The sequence below is a fragment of the Bradyrhizobium sp. LjRoot220 genome, assembly GCF_964252915.1.
Classification (GTDB): domain Bacteria; phylum Pseudomonadota; class Alphaproteobacteria; order Rhizobiales; family Xanthobacteraceae; genus Bradyrhizobium.
In genome coordinates, this window is sequence record NZ_CAXUPS020000001.1 from 1,214,386 (window position 1) to 1,230,978 (window position 16,593).

At 63.6% G+C, this 16,593-nt stretch carries 18 protein-coding genes; 11 read left to right on the forward strand and 7 right to left on the reverse strand.

What is annotated here, in order from left to right; genetic code table 11:
- A complete protein-coding gene (locus ACSQ84_RS05100) occupies nt 1-2,376 on the reverse strand; it encodes a xanthine dehydrogenase family protein molybdopterin-binding subunit (protein ID WP_436210526.1) in 2,376 nt (791 codons plus the stop codon).
- A 194-nt stretch (nt 2,377-2,570) separates the two neighbouring features.
- Here ACSQ84_RS05100 and ACSQ84_RS05105 point away from each other — a divergent pair, with 194 nt between their 5' ends.
- Nucleotides 2,571-3,614 (forward strand): Ppx/GppA phosphatase family protein, encoded by a 1,044-nt coding sequence (locus ACSQ84_RS05105; protein WP_436210527.1) that lies wholly within the window; start codon nt 2,571-2,573, stop codon nt 3,612-3,614.
- A 211-nt stretch (nt 3,615-3,825) separates the two neighbouring features.
- Nucleotides 3,826-4,512 carry an RlmE family RNA methyltransferase gene (locus tag ACSQ84_RS05110; RefSeq protein WP_436210528.1) on the forward strand — a complete coding sequence of 229 codons (687 nt, stop codon included), beginning with the start codon at nt 3,826-3,828 and terminating at the stop codon, nt 4,510-4,512.
- A 185-nt stretch (nt 4,513-4,697) separates the two neighbouring features.
- On the opposite strand, the gene ACSQ84_RS05115 is transcribed toward ACSQ84_RS05110, so the two are convergent.
- Nucleotides 4,698-4,853: a hypothetical protein gene (locus tag ACSQ84_RS05115; RefSeq protein ID WP_436210529.1), complete on the reverse strand. Its 156-nt coding sequence runs from the start codon at nt 4,851-4,853 to the stop codon at nt 4,698-4,700.
- A 30-nt stretch (nt 4,854-4,883) separates the two neighbouring features.
- Nucleotides 4,884-5,063 (reverse strand): hypothetical protein, encoded by a 180-nt coding sequence (locus ACSQ84_RS05120; RefSeq protein WP_436210530.1) that lies wholly within the window; start codon nt 5,061-5,063, stop codon nt 4,884-4,886.
- Nucleotides 5,064-5,321: 258 nt separating this feature from the next.
- On the opposite strand from ACSQ84_RS05120, the gene ACSQ84_RS05125 reads away from it, so the two are divergent.
- Nucleotides 5,322-5,624, forward strand: coding sequence for a hypothetical protein (locus tag ACSQ84_RS05125; protein ID WP_436210531.1), 303 nt, complete (start codon nt 5,322-5,324; stop codon nt 5,622-5,624).
- Between the two features lie 79 nt (nt 5,625-5,703).
- Here the strand turns inward: ACSQ84_RS05125 and ACSQ84_RS05130 are convergent, their stop codons facing one another.
- Nucleotides 5,704-7,179: an MFS transporter gene (locus tag ACSQ84_RS05130; RefSeq protein ID WP_436210532.1), complete on the reverse strand. Its 1,476-nt coding sequence runs from the start codon at nt 7,177-7,179 to the stop codon at nt 5,704-5,706.
- 120 nt (nt 7,180-7,299) lie between these two features.
- Here ACSQ84_RS05130 and ACSQ84_RS05135 point away from each other — a divergent pair, with 120 nt between their 5' ends.
- The 6 genes from ACSQ84_RS05135 (at nt 7,300) to ACSQ84_RS05160 (ending at nt 11,981) form a co-directional block, all read left to right on the forward strand.
- Nucleotides 7,300-7,593 (forward strand): type II toxin-antitoxin system RelE family toxin, encoded by a 294-nt coding sequence (locus ACSQ84_RS05135; protein WP_436210533.1) that lies wholly within the window; start codon nt 7,300-7,302, stop codon nt 7,591-7,593.
- An 8-nt stretch (nt 7,594-7,601) separates the two neighbouring features.
- The gene (locus ACSQ84_RS05140; protein ID WP_436210534.1) at nt 7,602-8,012 is read left to right on the forward strand and encodes a helix-turn-helix transcriptional regulator; all 411 of its coding nucleotides are present in this window, start codon (nt 7,602-7,604) and stop codon (nt 8,010-8,012) included.
- A gap of 102 nt (nt 8,013-8,114) precedes the next feature.
- Nucleotides 8,115-8,363: a hypothetical protein gene (locus ACSQ84_RS05145; protein WP_436210535.1), complete on the forward strand. Its 249-nt coding sequence runs from the start codon at nt 8,115-8,117 to the stop codon at nt 8,361-8,363.
- Between the two features lie 196 nt (nt 8,364-8,559).
- Complete coding sequence (gene guaB / locus ACSQ84_RS05150) at nt 8,560-10,050, forward strand: IMP dehydrogenase (protein WP_436210536.1); 1,491 nt, start codon at nt 8,560-8,562, stop codon at nt 10,048-10,050.
- Between the two features lie 119 nt (nt 10,051-10,169).
- Nucleotides 10,170-10,793, forward strand: a complete 624-nt coding sequence (locus tag ACSQ84_RS05155; RefSeq protein ID WP_436210537.1) for a hypothetical protein — start codon at nt 10,170-10,172, stop codon at nt 10,791-10,793.
- A gap of 162 nt (nt 10,794-10,955) precedes the next feature.
- Complete coding sequence (locus ACSQ84_RS05160; RefSeq protein ID WP_436210538.1) at nt 10,956-11,981, forward strand: NADP-dependent oxidoreductase; 1,026 nt, start codon at nt 10,956-10,958, stop codon at nt 11,979-11,981.
- A gap of 89 nt (nt 11,982-12,070) precedes the next feature.
- On the opposite strand, the gene ACSQ84_RS05165 is transcribed toward ACSQ84_RS05160, so the two are convergent.
- Both ACSQ84_RS05165 and ACSQ84_RS05170 read right to left on the reverse strand, forming a co-directional pair.
- Nucleotides 12,071-12,910, reverse strand: coding sequence for a metallophosphoesterase family protein (locus ACSQ84_RS05165; RefSeq protein WP_436210539.1), 840 nt, complete (start codon nt 12,908-12,910; stop codon nt 12,071-12,073).
- A gap of 318 nt (nt 12,911-13,228) precedes the next feature.
- The gene (locus ACSQ84_RS05170) at nt 13,229-13,936 is read right to left on the reverse strand and encodes an acriflavin resistance protein (protein WP_436210540.1); all 708 of its coding nucleotides are present in this window, start codon (nt 13,934-13,936) and stop codon (nt 13,229-13,231) included.
- A gap of 174 nt (nt 13,937-14,110) precedes the next feature.
- On the opposite strand from ACSQ84_RS05170, the gene ACSQ84_RS05175 reads away from it, so the two are divergent.
- Entirely contained in the window at nt 14,111-14,533 is a 423-nt protein-coding gene (locus ACSQ84_RS05175) for an MAPEG family protein (RefSeq protein WP_436210541.1), read from the forward strand.
- A 29-nt stretch (nt 14,534-14,562) separates the two neighbouring features.
- Nucleotides 14,563-15,861, forward strand: coding sequence for an RsmB/NOP family class I SAM-dependent RNA methyltransferase (locus ACSQ84_RS05180; protein WP_436210542.1), 1,299 nt, complete (start codon nt 14,563-14,565; stop codon nt 15,859-15,861).
- Between the two features lie 115 nt (nt 15,862-15,976).
- On the opposite strand, the gene ACSQ84_RS05185 is transcribed toward ACSQ84_RS05180, so the two are convergent.
- Nucleotides 15,977-16,309: a DHCW motif cupin fold protein gene (locus ACSQ84_RS05185; RefSeq protein ID WP_436210543.1), complete on the reverse strand. Its 333-nt coding sequence runs from the start codon at nt 16,307-16,309 to the stop codon at nt 15,977-15,979.
- Between the last annotated feature and the right edge of the window lie 284 nt (nt 16,310-16,593).

Here is a 16,593-nt window from a genome sequence, read left to right on the forward strand (position 1 = left end):
CTATGCCGCCTTGTTCGCTTTGGCCTCCTGGATCGCACGCCAGACGCGTTCCGAAGTCAATGGCATATCGATCTGCCTGATGCCGTATTCGGACAGCGCGTCGATGACAGCGTTGACGATGCAGGCGAGGCTGCCGGCGCAGCCGGCTTCGCCGCAGCCTTTGGTGCCCAGCGGGTTGGATTTGGCGGGCGAGGGATGGTCGGCGGTGGCCATCAGCGGGATGTCGCCGGCGCGCGGCATCGCGTAATCCATGAACGAGCCGGTGATCGGCTGGCCGCTGGAATCGTAGCTGACTTCCTCCATCAGTGCCTGGCCGATGCCCTGCGCGACGCCGCCATGCAACTGGCCGTCGACGATCATCGGATTGACGATGGTGCCGAAGTCAGAGATCCCGGTGTAGCGCACGATTTGCGTCACGCCGGTATCCGGATCGATTTCGACTTCGGCGACGTGGCACCCATTGGGGAAGGTCGAGGGCGTGTCCTTGGTGGCGTGGTCGACGTCGAGCGTATCGGGCACACCCTCCGGCACCTTGCCGTCGCGCAGCCGCTGCGCCAGCTCCATGATGTCGATCGAGCGGTCGGTGCCGGCGATGGTGAAACGGCCATTGCCGAATTCGATGTCGCCCTCGCTGGCCTCCATCAGATGCGCCGCCGCCTGCTTGCCTTTGGCTATCACGAGCGCCGCGGCTTCGACGATCGCCTGGCCGGTCGCGGTGATCGAGCGCGAGCCGCCGGTGCCGTTGCCGAAGCGCACCAGATCGCTGTCGCCCTGTTCGAGCGTGATCTTCTCGAAGGGCACGCCGAGCTGCGCGGACAGCACCTGCGCGAACGGCGTGGCGTGGCCCTGGCCGTAATCCAGCGTGCCGGTCGTGAGCTTCACCGAACCATCACGCTCGAAATTGATCTTGCCGAGTTCGCCGCTCGGCGGCGCGGTGACTTCGAGATAGGAGCCGACGGCGATGCCGCGAAGTTTTCCCTGCTTCCTGCTTTCCTTCTTGCGCTTGGCAAAATTGGCGTGGTCGGACAGCTCCAATGCCTTGCTGAAGACGCCCTGGAAATCGCCGCTGTCATAGGTGACGCCGGATGCCGCCGGGAACGGCAGTTGCGCCGGCCTGATGAAGTTGCGCTTGCGCAGGGTCAGCCGGTTGATGCCCATCTCGTCGGCGGCGCGGTCGATCAGCCGCTCCATGTAGTAATTGGCCTCGGGCCGGCCGGCGCCGCGATAGGCGCCCATCAGCGTGGTGTTGGTCAGCACCGTCTTGATGTCGACGCCGAGCAGCGGCGTGCGGTAGACGCTCGCTAGGTTCTTGGCGGTGTTGAGCGACAGCGGCCCCGGCGCCACGCCGGTGATGTAGGCGCCGAGATTGCCGTAGCCGTTCAGGCGCACGGCGAGGAATTTGCCTTCGGCATCGAGCGCCAGTTCGCAATGCATGGTCTGCGCGCGGCCGTGGCTGTCGGACAGGAAGCTGGTCGAGCGCTCGTCGGTCCATTTCACCGGGCGGCCCAGCACCTTCGAAGCATGGGCGATGCAGGTGTATTCCGGATAGTTCATGTTCTTCATGCCGAACGAGCCGCCGACATTGGCGGTCAGGATGCGAACCTTGTCGTTCGGCACGTTGAGGATCTTTGCAAACGTGACCTTGTTGCCGGAAACGCCCTGGGTCGGCACTTGAATGGTGAAGCGCTCGCTGGCCTTGTCGTAGGACGCCAGCGCCACGCGCGGCTCCATCGACACCACGGCGACGCGGGTGTTGACGATATCCACTTTGGTCACATGCGCGGCGCTAGCGAATGCGGCATCGATCTTAGCGGTGTCGCCATAGTGGTAGTCGAGCGCGACATTGCTCGGAATGTGATCGTAGAGCTGCGGCGCGCCGGGTTGGGCGGCTTCCTCGGCATCGGTCACGGCCGGCAGCGGCTCGATATCGAGCTCGACGGCTTCCGCCGCATCGCGCGCCTGCGCCAGCGTATCGGCGACGACAAAGGCCACGGGATCGCCGACGAAGCGCACCTTGTCGGTGGCCAATGCCATACGGTTGGTCTGCAGCAGCGGCGAGCCGTCGCGGCTCTTGAGCGGCAGGCCGCAGGTGAAGGGGTTGTAGCCGGCGGCAACAAGGTCCTGGCCGGTCCAGACGCCGAGCACGCCCGGCATGGTCCGCGCCGCCTTGATGTCGATGCCGCGGATGATTCCATGGGCGTGGCTGGAACGCACGATCCAGGCATGGGCCTGGCCGGGCAGGCTGAAATCATCGGTGTATTTGCCCTTGCCGCGGACCAGCGTGTCGTCCTCCTTGCGGCGCACAGGCTGCCCGACGCCGTATTTTTGCACTGCGATAGCGTTTTCCAGCGATGACGGCGACGTATGATCTTGCATCGAAAAATACCTGAAATGCCCGGATTTCCGCCGTTTGGCGGGTTCCCGATCAAATAACCGACCGGTCTCGTCGCGACAACGCCTGTTTGGGCATGGTCCTATGTGATGGGATGTTGCGTAGGCCCTTGGCGCTGCTAAAGTTTCCGTGAACGCTCATTCTTCGGCGGCAGCTATGCCGCGGAAAGACAGTTTTGATGAACGAGGATACGCGGCTTCGCGATGGCCTTGCGGCCCGCGCAAGCCCGTCAGGGTCGGCTGTGGCGGGGGCGGAAAGCGGCGTCTACGCCGCGCTCGACCTTGGCACCAACAACTGCCGGCTTCTGATCGCGTGCCCGTCCGGCGACGGATTCCGCGTGGTCGATTCGTTCTCGCGGATTATCCGGCTCGGCGAGGGCATCTCCGCGACCGGTTCCATCAGCGAGGCGGCGATCGACCGTGCGATTGCGGCCTTGAGCATCTGCAGCGACAAGATCCGCTATCGCAAGGCCCGCCGCCTGCGGCTGATCGCGACCGAAGCCTGCCGCGCGGCCGCCAACGCCGACAGTTTCCGGGACAAGGTCACCAAGGAAACCGGCATCAAGCTCGAGGTGATCGACCGCGAGACCGAGGCGACGCTGGCGGTGATCGGCTGTTCGCCGCTGCTCGACCCCAAAGGGAGGGGCGCGATCCTGTTCGACATCGGCGGCGGATCGACCGAACTGGTCCGGATCGAGCGCGATCCCGGGCAAGAAAATGCCGTGCCGCGGATCAAGGCCTGGATGTCGATCCCGCTCGGCGTCGTCACCATTGCCGAGCATTTCGGCGGCAAGGACGTCACGGCCAAATCCTATGCGAGGATGGTCGCCGAGGTCGCGCAACACGTGACACCCTTCGCGGCCGAGCACGGCGCAGATTTGCGCGACATGCACTTGCTCGGCACGTCGGGCACCGTGACGACGCTGGCCGGCGTCTTTCTGAATCTGCAGCGCTACGAGCGTCGCCGGATCGACGGCATCTGGATGAACAATTCGGATGTTACCACTGTGATCCAGCGGCTGCTCGGTATGAGCTATCAGGAGCGCGCCAACAACAATTGCATCAGCCTCGAGCGCGCCGATCTGGTTCTGGCCGGCTGCGCCATTCTCGACGCGATCCGCGACGCCTTCCCGCTGCCGCGCCTGCGCGTCGCCGACCGCGGCCTGCGCGAGGGCATGCTGGTTGAAATGATGCGCGAAGACGGCGCGCTGCGGTCGTGCTAAGGCGGCGCACGTGCCGGCTCGCTTACCTCGCCCCGCTTGCGGGGAGAGGTCGGATCACATCGTAGATGTGATCCGGGTGAGGGGGTACAGGTCCATCGACTTGAACCAATTTCGCGGATAGAGCCCCTCACCCCAACCCTCTCCCCGCGAAGAACGGGGAGAGGGAGAAGCACTGCACCGCGTTCGATCGTATCCAAAGGCGAATACCGACATGGCGAAAGACACCACCGGCCGCTTGCACGTTACGGTCAAGAGCGGTGGCAAGCGCAAGCTGTCATCGAAGCTCTGGCTGGAACGGCAACTCAACGATCCCTACGTGGCGCAGGCCAAGAAGGACGGCTGGCGCTCGCGCGCGGCCTACAAGCTGATCGAAATCGACGACAAGCACCGCTTCCTCAAGCCAGGGATCTCGGTGGTCGATCTCGGCGCAGCCCCCGGCGGCTGGAGCCAGGTCGCGGCCAAGCGCATTGGGGCGGCGAGCGGCAAGGGCAAGGTGGTCGCGATCGACCTTTTGGAGATGCCGGAAATCGCGGGCGTCACCTTCGCGCAGCTCGACTTCCTCGCCGACGACGCGCCGGAAAAACTGCTGGCGATGATGGGCGGCCGCGCTGACGTGGTACTGTCGGACATGGCCGCCAACACGACAGGTCATCGCAAGACCGATCAACTCCGTATCATCGGGCTGGTCGAAACCGCCGCGGCCTTTGCCACCGAGGTGCTCAACCCCGGCGGCACCTTCGTCGCAAAGGTGTTTCAGAGCGGGGCCGAAGGCGAATTGCTGGCGCAGCTGAAGCGCGACTTTGCCACCGTGAAACATGTGAAGCCGGCCTCGAGCCGCCAGGATTCCTCGGAGCGCTACGTGCTGGCGATGGGCTTTCGCGGCACGCCGAAAGTATAGAGACAAGTTCCGCCGTCATTGCGGGCGAAGCGACTTGTCCGCCGTAGCTCAACGAGCGAAGGCGGAAGCAATCCATAGCGCGGCATAACGGACAGATGGATTGCTTCGCTTTGCTCGCAATGACGTTCTCAACAAAAGAGGCCGCCTGTTTTGGCGGCCTCTTGCCGGTCTGATGTCGCGAATGATCAGAAGCGGATCGGAGGACCAAACGGAATCGGGAACGGAAACGGGTCGGTCGGAAAGGTCGGACCGGTTCCGGTTGGAAGCCGTGGCCCGGTCGTCTTGATCATGCCGCCGGCCACCTTGTTCAGTTCGTCGAGGCTCAGTTCATTCTTGTTCATGTCGGTCTCCTGCTGGTTTGGGATTGATCGTTAGCCGATGGTCCAACGCGCGAAGACGTCCTTGAACGTCCAGTCGCCGGTCGGGTACGGCGGCTTGGGCAGGGGGCGGCCCGGAATGCAGCCGCCGTCCTTCACGCCGCCGGCCACGATTTCCAAGGCGGCGTCGTCGAGCAGACGGACCGACTGATCTGAATTCTTGAAGTTCACCATTGTCGTCTCCCATGTGTCGTTGGAGCGAGACCATTCCCGCCATCCGTGATCACAGGGATACGGCACCGGCCGGGCCTTTGCCGTGACTGACGTCACACAGCAAGCCGGGCTATCGCGATTTCGGAGAAGAGCCGCCAAACGCACCGACCGGGCAAAAGAAAGCCGCCATGAGGCGGCTTTCATGTCTCAATATTGCCGGTCCCTGACTACCGCGGCGCGCCCGAACCTGGCTGCACCGGCGATCCGCTGGGGGAGGTATTGATAGCGGGGTTTCCTGATGGATTCCGCGCGCTGTTCGCGCCGGCGGCGGCGCTGCCGGCATCGTTGCTCAAACCGGTGGAACTCCCGGCGGTGGAACTGCCGGTCGTGCTTCCGCCTGTCGATGATCCCGGAGTCGTAGTGCTCGGCGCCGATCCACCGACCGAACTCGATCCGCCAGGCGCGGTGCTGCCACCGGTCGAACCAGTTCCGGTTTGCGCGATGGCCAACGTGCTTGCGAACGTAAGCACTGCGGCCAATCCAAGAGTTCTGAGTTTCGGACTTCCAAGTTTCATCATGTGATTCCCTTGCAGTTACGAAACGGAAAAACGATCGCGCCTGGATATGTTTCCGGCGTCGACTTCAACTGGATGTGACGGATCTATCCCAGCCGCTGATCCCGCGCGTCCTCGGTGCCTTCGCTGGCGGCTTTTGTCGCCGCCTTTTCCGCGCCCTTGCGGCTGGAAATCTCGACCGCCTTGCGGCCGGAGATTTCATGACCGGCATCATCAGGCATCTGCCAGAAGAAATATGCCGACACCGCCGAGAAGATCGCGACCACGATGAAGGCCGGGCCGAACATGGTCGCGTCCAACTCGGTCGCTTGATGCAACAACATGGTCGATTCCACCGAGAATGCGCCGACGGCGACACCTGCTGACGTCGCCAGCTGCTGGTTGACGCTGACCAGCGTGGTGGCGCGGCTCATCTGCGCTGGTTCGACCTCGGCATAGGCGACTGTATTGATCGCGGTGAATTGCAGCGAGCGGAAGAAGCCGCCGACCACGAGGATGATGAAGATCAGCATCAAGGGCGTCGTGATTGTGAACAGGGCGCAGGCCGCGAGAAACACCGAGCTGATCACGGCGTTGACCGTCATCAGGTTGCGGAAGCCGAAGGTGCGGATGATGCGCGCAGCCAGCGTCTTCATGCCCATGGCGCCGACCGCGGACGAGAACGTCACCAAACCCGACTGGAACGGCGACAGCCCGAAGCCGACTTGCATCAATAGCGGCAGCAGGAACGGCAGCGCGCCGATGCCGAGCCGGAACAGGAAGCCGCCATAGATGCTGGCGCGCAGCGTCGGCAGCCGCAGCAGGGAAAAATCCAGCACCGGCGATCCGGTTTTCCGCGCATGCATCACATAAAGCGCCATCGAGATCGAACCGACCGCGACGAGGCCCGCGACAATGGTCCACGGCAGCAAATTGAGCCCGGCGACCGAGAGGCCGAAAGCAATGCCGGCCAGCCCAATGCCCGCCAGCACGAGCCCGTAGAGATCGAAACGTTCCGGGTCCTCGCTGCGGATCGGATCGATGTATTTCATCGCCATGAAGATGCCGAGCAGCCCGATCGGAATGTTGATCAGGAAAATCCAGTGCCAGGAGAAATAGGTGGTGATGAAGCCGCCGAGCGGCGGCCCGATCACCGGGCCGATCAGCGCCGGCACCGTCACCCATGCCATCGCCTGCACCAGTCCGCGCTTGTCGATCGAGCGCAGCAGCACCAATCGCCCGACCGGCGTCATCATCGCGCCGCCGAGGCCTTGCAGGATGCGCGCGATCACGAAATGCGTGACCGAAGTCGACATCGCGCAGCCGATCGATCCCAGCATGAAGACGCCGATGGCGATCGAAAACACCATCCGCGCGCCGAAGCGATCGGCGGTCCAGCCGCTGGCGGGAATGAACACCGCGAGCGAGAGCAGATACGAGGTGATCGCCAGCTTCAGCGTCAGCGGGCTGGTGCCGATATCCGCCGCGATCGCCGGCAGCGAGGTCGCAATCACCGTCGCGTCCATGTTTTCCATGAACAGGGCAGTGGCCACGATGAGCGGGATCAGGCGCTGTTTGTTCATGGGAATCGGGGCGTGGAGGGCAAGTGGGGCGAGTTGGGCTGTATCACCCCGATGCCGGACAAACCATTGCGGAACTGCGCAGGCCACCTAAATCCTTCGTGACGTCAGTCAAATATCGCATTGTGCGATTACACGGCTTTACTTGTCTATCGCATTATGCGATTTATAGGCGGTGAAGAGATCGAATTCACTTCCGCCGCCGTCCGCCAATGGCGAAAACTAACCGCAACAACGCGGGCGCAGATTGATCTCAAATTGAAGGCGTACGCGGAAACTGGCGTCGGTGATGTGAAAGCGCTCAAAGGCGTCGCCGGAATGCGGTTGCGCTGTGGTGACTGGCGCGTCGTGTTCACGGTCAGCGCCAACACCATCACCATTCACGCGGTCGGGCACCGCCGCGATATCTATGACTAGAGGACACGATGGCAAAAACCGGCACCGCAAAAGGCAATGTCCAGTTCATCCGCACGCCCAGTGGCGATGATCTCGCCGTGCTGCCGCGCAATGAATATGACCAGTTGGTAGCTCTCGCCGCCGAAGCACGGGAAGATGCTGCCGCGAGCCGGATCGTCCGCAATTCCACGCGTAGTCTCAAGGAAGGCCGCGAAGTCGTTCTGCCGAAAGCCGTGGCTGATCGTCTCGCAAACGGCGACAACGCGGTGCGCGTCATCCGCGAATGGCGTGACATGATCCAAGGCGAGTTGGCGGTGGCGGTCGGCATTAGCCAGAACTACCTGTCGGAGATCGAAACCGGCCGTCGCAAAGGTCCGGCCGAATTGCAGAAGAAATTCGCTCGGGCGCTCGGTGTGCCAGTCGATCTCTTGATCGAATGAAACAGGCTAATCCCGGGGAGTGCCCCGCAGCCCATTGCGTTGGGTCCAGAACCACCTAAATCCTCTGCGATGCCGCTGTTTGGTGCCACCGGAGACCCGACGATGATCTACCTGTTTGCCGCGCTGTTGCCGCCGCTCGGGCTGCTGCTGAACGGGCAGCCATTTTCGGCGATCTTCAACCTCGTTCTCTTGGTATTTTGCCTGGTTTTCGGCTTGATTTTCCACGTCCTGCTGCTGGTGCCCTCGGCGCATGCGCTGATCGCGGTCCATATGAAGCGGGAGGACCGCCGGCACCGGGAGGTGGTGGAGGCGATCCGCCAGCACGGCCCGCCGCCGGGATATCAGCGCTAAGGCCTTTCAATAGCGGGTTTTTCGGGAAAAGCCTGTGCATGGCGGCCAAATGCTTTGATTCGGCCGTCCGCCATGCTATCGACCACCGTCAACCCCACTGATGGGCTTCGATTCGACGGCGATGCCGGTAGCATCGCCGACGGCGGCGTTCATCCCCAATAATATGCGGCGGAGTGCCGCCGAAAGGAGTTGGCAAATGGCGCAGGGACTTCAGGGTATCCGCGAAGCCTACACGTTCGACGACGTGCTGCTCAAACCCGGTCTGTCGGATATCCTGCCCTCCGAGGCCGATATCCGCTCCCGCGTCACCCGCGCGATCCCGCTCAACATTCCGATCATTGCCTCGGCGATGGATACGGTCACCGAAGCGCGCATGGCGATCGCGATGGCGCAGGCCGGCGGCGTCGGCGTCATCCACCGCAATTTCGATCCCGATGGCCAGGCCGCCCAGGTGCGGCAGGTCAAGAAGTACGAGTCCGGCATGGTGGTCAATCCGCTGACCATCGGCCCCGACGCCATGCTGTCGGACGCGATGGCGCTGATGAAAGATCACGGCTTCTCCGGCATCCCCGTGGTCACCGGTGCCTCCAAAGGTGTTCCCGGCAAACTGGTCGGCATCCTCACCAACCGCGACGTGCGGTTTGCCACAGACCCCCGGCAAAAAATCTCCGAGCTGATGACGCATGAAGGCCTCGTCACGGTGCGCGAAGACGTCAGCCAGGACGAGGCGAAGCGGATGCTGCACAAGCATCGCATCGAAAAGCTGCTGGTCGTCGATGAGCAGTATCGCTGCGTCGGCCTGATCACCGTAAAAGACATGGAAAAGGCGGTCGCGCATCCGCTCGCCTGCAAGGACGCGCAGGGGCGGCTTCGCGTCGCGGCGGCGACCACGGTCGGCGAGGGCGGCTTTGAACGCACCGAGCTATTGATCGACGCCGGCGTCGATCTCATCGTGGTGGACACCGCGCACGGCCATTCCTCGCGGGTGCTGGAAGCCGTCAATCGCATCAAGCGGCTTTCCAACGCCGTACAGGTCATCGCCGGCAACATCGCCACCAAGGAAGGCGCGCAGGCGCTGATCGATGCCGGCGCGGACGCGATCAAGGTCGGCATCGGGCCGGGCTCGATCTGCACCACGCGGATCGTCGCCGGTGTCGGCGTGCCGCAGCTCACCGCGATCATGGACGCGGTCGAGGCCGCCAAGAAATCCAGCATTCCCGTGATCGCCGATGGCGGCATCAAATATTCCGGCGATCTCGCCAAAGCGCTCGCCGCCGGCGCCGACATCGCCATGGTCGGCTCGCTATTGGCCGGCACCGACGAGACGCCGGGTGAAGTGTTCCTGTGGCAGGGCCGTTCCTACAAGGCCTATCGCGGCATGGGCTCGGTCGGCGCGATGGCGCGCGGCTCGGCCGACCGCTACTTCCAGCAGGACATCAAGGACACGCTCAAGCTGGTGCCTGAAGGCATCGAGGGCCAGGTGCCGTACAAGGGCCCGGTCGGCAACGTCATGCACCAGCTCGCCGGCGGTCTTCGCGCGGCGATGGGCTATGTCGGCGCCCGCAACCTTGCCGAATTCCACGAGAAGGCAGAGTTCGTTCGCATCACCGGCGCGGGCTTGCGCGAAAGCCACGTCCACGACGTCACCATCACCCGCGAAAGCCCGAACTATCCGGGCGGAGTGTAAGCCAGGCCCGTCATTCCGGGGCGATGCGCAGCATCGAACCCGGAATCTCGAGATTCCGGGTCTGGTGCTTACGCACCATCCCGGAATAACGGCCTCGCCATAGAAAGAAATAGAACATCATGGTCGATTGGTCGGACGACAGGATTGCCGCGCTTTCAAATCAGGATTTGAAGAATCTGCTCGTCAACGCCGAGCGGAAAGCTGCCGCCGATATCGTCGCGCGGTGCAATGCCGAGTTGGAAAAGCGCAACGCCGCCAAGCCAGGCAAGGCATCGAAGCCGCGCACCGAGCTGAAAGAGTTCGAGCACGGCATGTCGGAGCAGCTTGCCGAAATCGGCAAGGCGATGGCGGCGAAATTCGATCTGTCGGAAGAGACCGCCAAAGCGAAATCGGAGGGCGTCAAGGGCTTCAAGGCCCACAAGCTGCTCGACTCGAAGGGTTTTGCAAAACTCGGCGGCATGCAACGCGACGGCTCGGTCGCGGTCGACCGTTACATTTCCTATCGGCGCGGCAAGGACATCGTTTCGCTCAGCGTTTTCCTGCTGAAGGATGCGCCGGTGGAAGCCCATGAATTTCACGTGATCGCGCCGCTGGCGCTGCTTGATGGCGGAAAGCCGATCGCACAGATCCGTCCGACCGCAACGGAAGCGCAGAAGCAGACCGCGGATAGCGGGCTTTCGTTCCCGGATTTGCCAAGCGCGGCGGCAGCGTTTGAGGCGGCACTGGCGAAAATCGCGGCCTGATATTATGCCGTCATTCCGGGGCGCGAAGCGAACCCGGAATCTCGAGATTCCCCAATGCGCGCGTGCGCATTTGAGGTCTGGTGCTTACGCGCCATCCCGGAATGACGTAGCATCGTCGCTACGCTCGCAATGACGAACGAACAAAATCCGGAGGAACCAACCATGTCCCAATCCGCAAAACGCATCGTGCTCGCCGCCCGCCCGGTCGGCGAACCAAAACCATCCGACTTCCGCCTCGAGGAATATACCGCGCCGACGCCCGGTGAAGGCCAGGTCCTGCTGCGTACCATCTGGCTGTCGCTCGATCCCTATATGCGCGGGCGGATGAGCGACGGCCCGTCCTATGCGGCGCCGGTGCCGATCGACGGCGTGATGGAAGGCGGCACCGTCAGCGAGGTGATCGCGTCGAACAATCCCGGTTTTGCCAAGGGCGACATCGTGCTGTCGCGCGCCGGCTGGCAGACGCATGCGATTTCCGACGGCAAGGGTTTGACCAAGATCGATCCGAAGATCGCGCCGATCTCGACCGCGGTCGGCGTGCTCGGCATGCCCGGCATGACCGCCTATACCGGCCTGCTCGACATCGGCAAGCCGCAGCCGGGCGAGACCGTCGTGGTGGCGGCGGCCTCCGGCGCGGTCGGTTCGGCGGTGGGCCAGATCGCGCGGATCAAGGGTGCGCGGGCGATCGGCATCGCCGGCGGCAAGGACAAATGCGACTACGTCAAAAAGGAACTCGGCTTCGACGATTGCCTCGATCACCGCGATCCTGATTTGGCGGCGAAGCTGAAGGACGCCTGCCCGAAAGGCATCGACGTCTATTTTGAAAACGTCGGCGGTGCGGTGTTCGAGGCGGTATTCCCGCAGCTCAACGCGTTCGCGCGCGTGCCGGTCTGCGGCTTGATCGCGGAATACAACAATTTCGGCGAGACCTCGCCGAAATGGGCCGGCAAGATGATGCGCGCGGTGCTGACCAAGCGCCTCACCATCCGCGGCTTCATCGTCAGCGATTTCGCCGCGCGCCACAGCGACTTCCTGCGCGACATGTCGGGATGGTTCCGCGAAGGCAAGGTCAAGCACAAGGAGTTCGTCACCGAAGGCCTCGACAGCGCGCCGGCGGCATTCATGGGCCTGCTCAAGGGCGCCAATTTCGGCAAGCAATTGGTGCGGGTCGGGCCTGACAAGGCGTAGGCCGAAATCGCTTCACTTTCCGTCATGGCCGGGCATAGCCGTCGGAGGACGGCGTCGCTTACGCTCGCCTATGCCCCGGCCATGACGAGCTAGGCCTTTCGATCCGGGTAAAGCAACTCGTCCAGGTCGACATCGACCTGGCCCGGCGCTCTGATGTGGCGGACTTCAAAACTGTCGGGCGTGAAGCGGTATTCCACCAGCCCGGTTTCCTTCAGCGCGATCACTTCCTGCATGCGATCAGGAATGATGAAGCCGGCCGACGGCGCCCAGACGTGGCGGACGCGGCCATAGGTGAAATCGCGACGCTGATGGACGTGGCCGGAGCCGATCAGGCGCAGATCGACCGTGCCGAACATCTCGATCAGCCGCTGGCGCGCCGGCTGCGGCACGTAGCGGATCGCGGATGATTCCAGCTCGGGATCCTCGGGCGCGTTGAGATAAAGCGGCTTGTGCAGGAACAGCGCGACGGGTTTGCCGTTCGCGCGCGACAGTTCCGAGCCGAGCCAGTCGAACTGCTCGGCCTCGCTGGCAATCCCGGTGTTCATGATCAGCGAGTTCAGCCCGACAAAGCACCAGCCGGCTGCGTCGAAACGCCAGCGGTCCTCGCCGATGACATCGACAAAATTCTGCCGGTGCGCTTCGGTTGCCGGCTGCGTCGGCGCCGGTCCAACCGCGGTCGGATTGTCGCCGATGTCGTGATTGCCGGGCAGATAGCGGCAAGGTACCGGAAGCTCGGCGTGCAGGCCCCTGGCGAATTCGAGATCGGCGCGGCTGGTCGGGCCGTCGAAGGCGACGTCGCCGCTGTTGATCACGAGATCGGGCCGCGTCGCGTCGATATGCGCAGCGACGCGATGAAAATTGTCGGTGAGCTTTTGCAGGCGGCGGGCGAGGTGGGTGTCGGAAATTTGGGTCAGGCGAAATTGGCTCATGCGAAAATCCTTTCGCCGCCGATTGTAGGTTTGTCGGCGACGGAATAATGAAATTGTGGGCGCTGTCGTTCGCACGATGACAGCGCGGGCAAGGTTGTTTGAATGGTTGTTTGAAAAGATGTTTGAATTGAGAAGGGCGCATCTTCCCCTCTCCCCTTGTGGGAGAGGGTGGATCGAATGAGCGGAGCTCATGCGAGACGGGTGAGGGGTTCTATCCGCGGACACAGACTTCGCGGAGAGAACCCCTCATCCGGCGCTTCGCGCCACCTCAAGAGCGAGCTTCGCTCGTCTCGATCCCACAAGGGGAGAAGGGAAGAATCACAGCACCCGGTAGCGGATCGCGAAGGCGTTGTGGGCTTCCGACGTCACCTTGTCGCCCTTCGCGCGCGTGATGCCGTCGGCCAGATGCCACGGCCCGAACTGGTCGGAATGCGTGGGGCTGGCCGGCAGCCGCAGCTTGAAATGGGTTTGTGCCTGTCCGGGCAGATTGAGCACCATCACGCGTTCGGTGGTGCGGTAGTCCAGCGTCACGGTTCCCTTGAGCACGTGGCGGCCGTCCGCTGTCGCGGCCAATGCGTCGTGCACCTTGGCCAGTTTCTGGTTCCGGTTGGTCAGCAGTTCCACCTGGGTGTCGGCGACCGTCGTCAGCGCCGCCTTCGGCAGCCGGATTTCGAACTCGACCGCGGGTTTTGCCGGATTGATGCCGAGATAGGCCAGCGCGGCATGCCTGACGTCGTAGACCACGAAGGCGACGAGGCCGACCACGACGGCCACGGCGAGGCCGTGCTTGAACAGGTCGCGCGGGCTGCGGTAGCCGGTGCGGAAATACACCGTCAGCACGATGGCCACGGCGAGGGCTGCGGCGACGCCGGCCAGTGCCGACATCGCAACGCCGAGGCCGCCGTCGACACTGTCATCGAACCAGCCGGTTCCAGCGCCGACCATCTTGAGCAGGGAGGTCACGGAATCGCCGGGCACTTCGGCCGCACGGGCCGCGCCCGTCAGAAGCGGTGAGGTGATATTCATGCTGCCATCTCGAAGCTCGCGCCGGAGCGGTTCGGGACCGGAATGACCTGAACCCTCCAGCTTTTGGTCACCCGAGCGCGGGTTGTGGTTCAAGCAGCGCTGGAGCCGATTTGTCAGGCGGCGGCACCCCCGCTATTGGTGGGCTTCCTGCTGGAGGCCTCGGGGGAAATTCTCATGTCGGTTCAAATGGTTTTGCTGCCCGTCTTCGTTCTGGTCGGGCTCGCTTTCGCCCTGCTGCTTTGGATGGCGACGGCGCGCGCCCAAGCCGTGAAGGCCGGCGAGACCCGCCTGAAAGACATCGCGCTGCGGCAGCCAAACTGGCCCGATACAACCACCCAGATCGGCAATTGTTTCAGCAACCAGTTCGAAATCCCCGTCCTGTTCTACATCCTGATCGCGCTGGCGCTGCCGCTGCACAAGGCCGACCTCTTCATCGTGCTGATGTCCTGGGTGTTCGTGGTGACGCGCTTTGCCCATGCCGGGATTTTCGTCACCTCGAACGACGTCCGGAGCCGCTCGCTGGCGTGGTTCGCCGGCGTCCTTGTGCTGCTCGCGATGTGGATCTATTTCGCGCTGAAAATGCTGTTGCTCATCTGAGCGCGCCCTTCTCGAACCGAAAGTTTTGAATGACCCCCGCTGCCAGGCTGTCCGCAGCCATCGAACTGATCGACACCATCGACACCCAGCGTGTTCCCGCCGCCAAGGCGCTGAAGGAGTGGGGCACCGCGCACCGCTACGCCGGTTCCGGCGACCGTGCCGCGATCTCGGGCCTGATCTGGGACGTGCTGCGCCGCCGCGCCTCGAGCGCGTGGCTGATGGATTCCGAGACGTCGCGCGCGCGCGTGCTCGGCATGTTGAAGCTGGAACGCGGCATGAATGCCGACGCCATCGCTGCCCTCTGCGACGGCGGCCGCTTTGCCCCGGAACCCCTGAGCGACGGCGAACGCTCCGCGCTGACCTCGCGTTCCCTCGACGGCGCGCCGCCGCACATCGCGGGCGATTACCCGGAATGGCTGGATCCGCATCTGATTGAGGTGTTCGGCGACGACCGCGTCGCTGAAGCCACCGCGATGGCGAGCCGGGCGCCGCTCGACCTTCGCATTAACACCCTAAAAGCCAACCGCGAGAAGATGTTGCCGCGGCTTTCTCATCTCGGCGCGCAGGTAACACCGTGGTCGCCGATCGGCCTGCGCATCGAACTCGGCGCCGACGCCCGCAACCCCGGCATCCATGCCGAGGAGGATTTCATCAAGGGCGCCATTGAAGTGCAGGATGAGGGCTCGCAGCTGGCGGCACTGTTGTCGGCCGCAAAACCCGGCGAGCAGGTGATCGATCTCTGCGCCGGCGCCGGCGGCAAGACTCTTGCGTTAGCGGCAATGATGCAGGGCAAGGGCCGGCTGATCGCGACCGACTCCGACAAGCGCCAGCTCGCGCCGATCCACGAGCGGCTGTCGCGCGCCGGCATTCATAACGCCGACGTCCGCACCCCGAAGGGCGACGCCGATCCGCTCGCCGATATCCACGCGTCAGCCGATCTGGTCGTGATCGACGCGCCCTGCACGGGCACCGGCACCTGGCGCCGCAACCCCGACGCCAAATGGCGGATGCGCCCCGGCGCGCTCGAAGTGCGCTTGAAGGACCAGGCCGAAGTGCTTGATCGCGCAGCCGCTCTGGTGAAACCGGGCGGCCGCATCGCGTACATTACGTGCTCGGTGTTGCCGCCGGAAAACGGCGAACAGGTCCGCAGCTTTATCGGCCGCCATCCGGAGTTTTCGGTGGTGCCGCCGGAGCAGACCGCGAGCGTGCTGTGGGACAAGGCGGAAGATTTTGCCAAGGCCGCGCTGCAGACGCCCGAGGGTTGGTTGATGACTCCGCGTCGCACGGGAACGGATGGGTTTTTTGTGTCGGTGCTGAAGAGGGGGTGAGCCTCTCTCCGCCGTCATTCCGGGGCACGCGAAGCGTGAACCTCAGATGCGCAATTGCGCATCGGGGAATCTCGAGATTCCGGGTTCGCTTCGCGCCCCGGAATGACAGTGCCCCTCAATCCACAATAAACAACTTCGCCCCGGTCTTGGTCGACGACCGATGCGCCGCGTCGCCGAAATCAGACACCTGGTAACTCATGCCCGCCGTCAGCTTGAACGTCCGCCCGTCGCGCAGTTCGCTATCGAGTTCGCCCTCCAGCACATGGAGCACATGGCCGCGGTCGCACCAGTGGTCGGCGAGGTAGCCCGGCGTGTATTCGACCATCCGCACCCTGAGATCGCCGATGTTCAGCGTCCGCCACAGCGCCTGACCGGTCTCGCCCTTGTGCGTCGTCGGCTCGACCTTGCTCCAGTCGGTGACGGTGAACGGGAGGGGCGGGATTTTCATGGGGGAGGTCCTGTGCTTTTGGCTGGATCGGATGCATCCGCGGCGGCGGTGCGCTCCCTCTCCCGCTTGCGGGGGAGGGCGGGGTGGGGGTGTCTCCGCGAGTCGGAATCTTCGTGGGGAGAGAGCCCCCACCCGGATCGCATCTTGCGATGCGATCCGACCTCCCCCGCAAGCGGGAGAGGTGCACTGAGTTCGCGGCCGCACCGCGCATACTAATGCATCAAAGGACGGCCGAACCTTGCCCGACTTGTTTTGGCGCAATTACGTCAATAATACTTACCCAA

Bases quoted from the DNA above. Each gene is read 5' to 3' on its own strand.
- ACSQ84_RS05100 (WP_436210526.1), bottom strand. From the start codon at position 2,376: ATGCAAGATCATACGTCGCCGTCATCGCTGGAAAACGCTATCGCAGTG.
- ACSQ84_RS05105 (WP_436210527.1), top strand. From the start codon at position 2,571: ATGAACGAGGATACGCGGCTTCGCGATGGCCTTGCGGCCCGCGCAAGC.
- ACSQ84_RS05110 (WP_436210528.1), top strand. From the start codon at position 3,826: ATGGCGAAAGACACCACCGGCCGCTTGCACGTTACGGTCAAGAGCGGT.
- ACSQ84_RS05115 (WP_436210529.1), bottom strand. From the start codon at position 4,853: ATGAACAAGAATGAACTGAGCCTCGACGAACTGAACAAGGTGGCCGGC.
- ACSQ84_RS05120 (WP_436210530.1), bottom strand. From the start codon at position 5,063: ATGGTGAACTTCAAGAATTCAGATCAGTCGGTCCGTCTGCTCGACGAC.
- ACSQ84_RS05130 (WP_436210532.1), bottom strand. From the start codon at position 7,179: ATGAACAAACAGCGCCTGATCCCGCTCATCGTGGCCACTGCCCTGTTC.
- ACSQ84_RS05140 (WP_436210534.1), top strand. From the start codon at position 7,602: ATGGCAAAAACCGGCACCGCAAAAGGCAATGTCCAGTTCATCCGCACG.
- ACSQ84_RS05145 (WP_436210535.1), top strand. From the start codon at position 8,115: ATGATCTACCTGTTTGCCGCGCTGTTGCCGCCGCTCGGGCTGCTGCTG.
- guaB (WP_436210536.1), top strand. From the start codon at position 8,560: ATGGCGCAGGGACTTCAGGGTATCCGCGAAGCCTACACGTTCGACGAC.
- ACSQ84_RS05155 (WP_436210537.1), top strand. From the start codon at position 10,170: ATGGTCGATTGGTCGGACGACAGGATTGCCGCGCTTTCAAATCAGGAT.
- ACSQ84_RS05160 (WP_436210538.1), top strand. From the start codon at position 10,956: ATGTCCCAATCCGCAAAACGCATCGTGCTCGCCGCCCGCCCGGTCGGC.
- ACSQ84_RS05165 (WP_436210539.1), bottom strand. From the start codon at position 12,910: ATGAGCCAATTTCGCCTGACCCAAATTTCCGACACCCACCTCGCCCGC.
- ACSQ84_RS05170 (WP_436210540.1), bottom strand. From the start codon at position 13,936: ATGAATATCACCTCACCGCTTCTGACGGGCGCGGCCCGTGCGGCCGAA.
- ACSQ84_RS05175 (WP_436210541.1), top strand. From the start codon at position 14,111: ATGTCGGTTCAAATGGTTTTGCTGCCCGTCTTCGTTCTGGTCGGGCTC.
- ACSQ84_RS05180 (WP_436210542.1), top strand. From the start codon at position 14,563: ATGACCCCCGCTGCCAGGCTGTCCGCAGCCATCGAACTGATCGACACC.
- ACSQ84_RS05185 (WP_436210543.1), bottom strand. From the start codon at position 16,309: ATGAAAATCCCGCCCCTCCCGTTCACCGTCACCGACTGGAGCAAGGTC.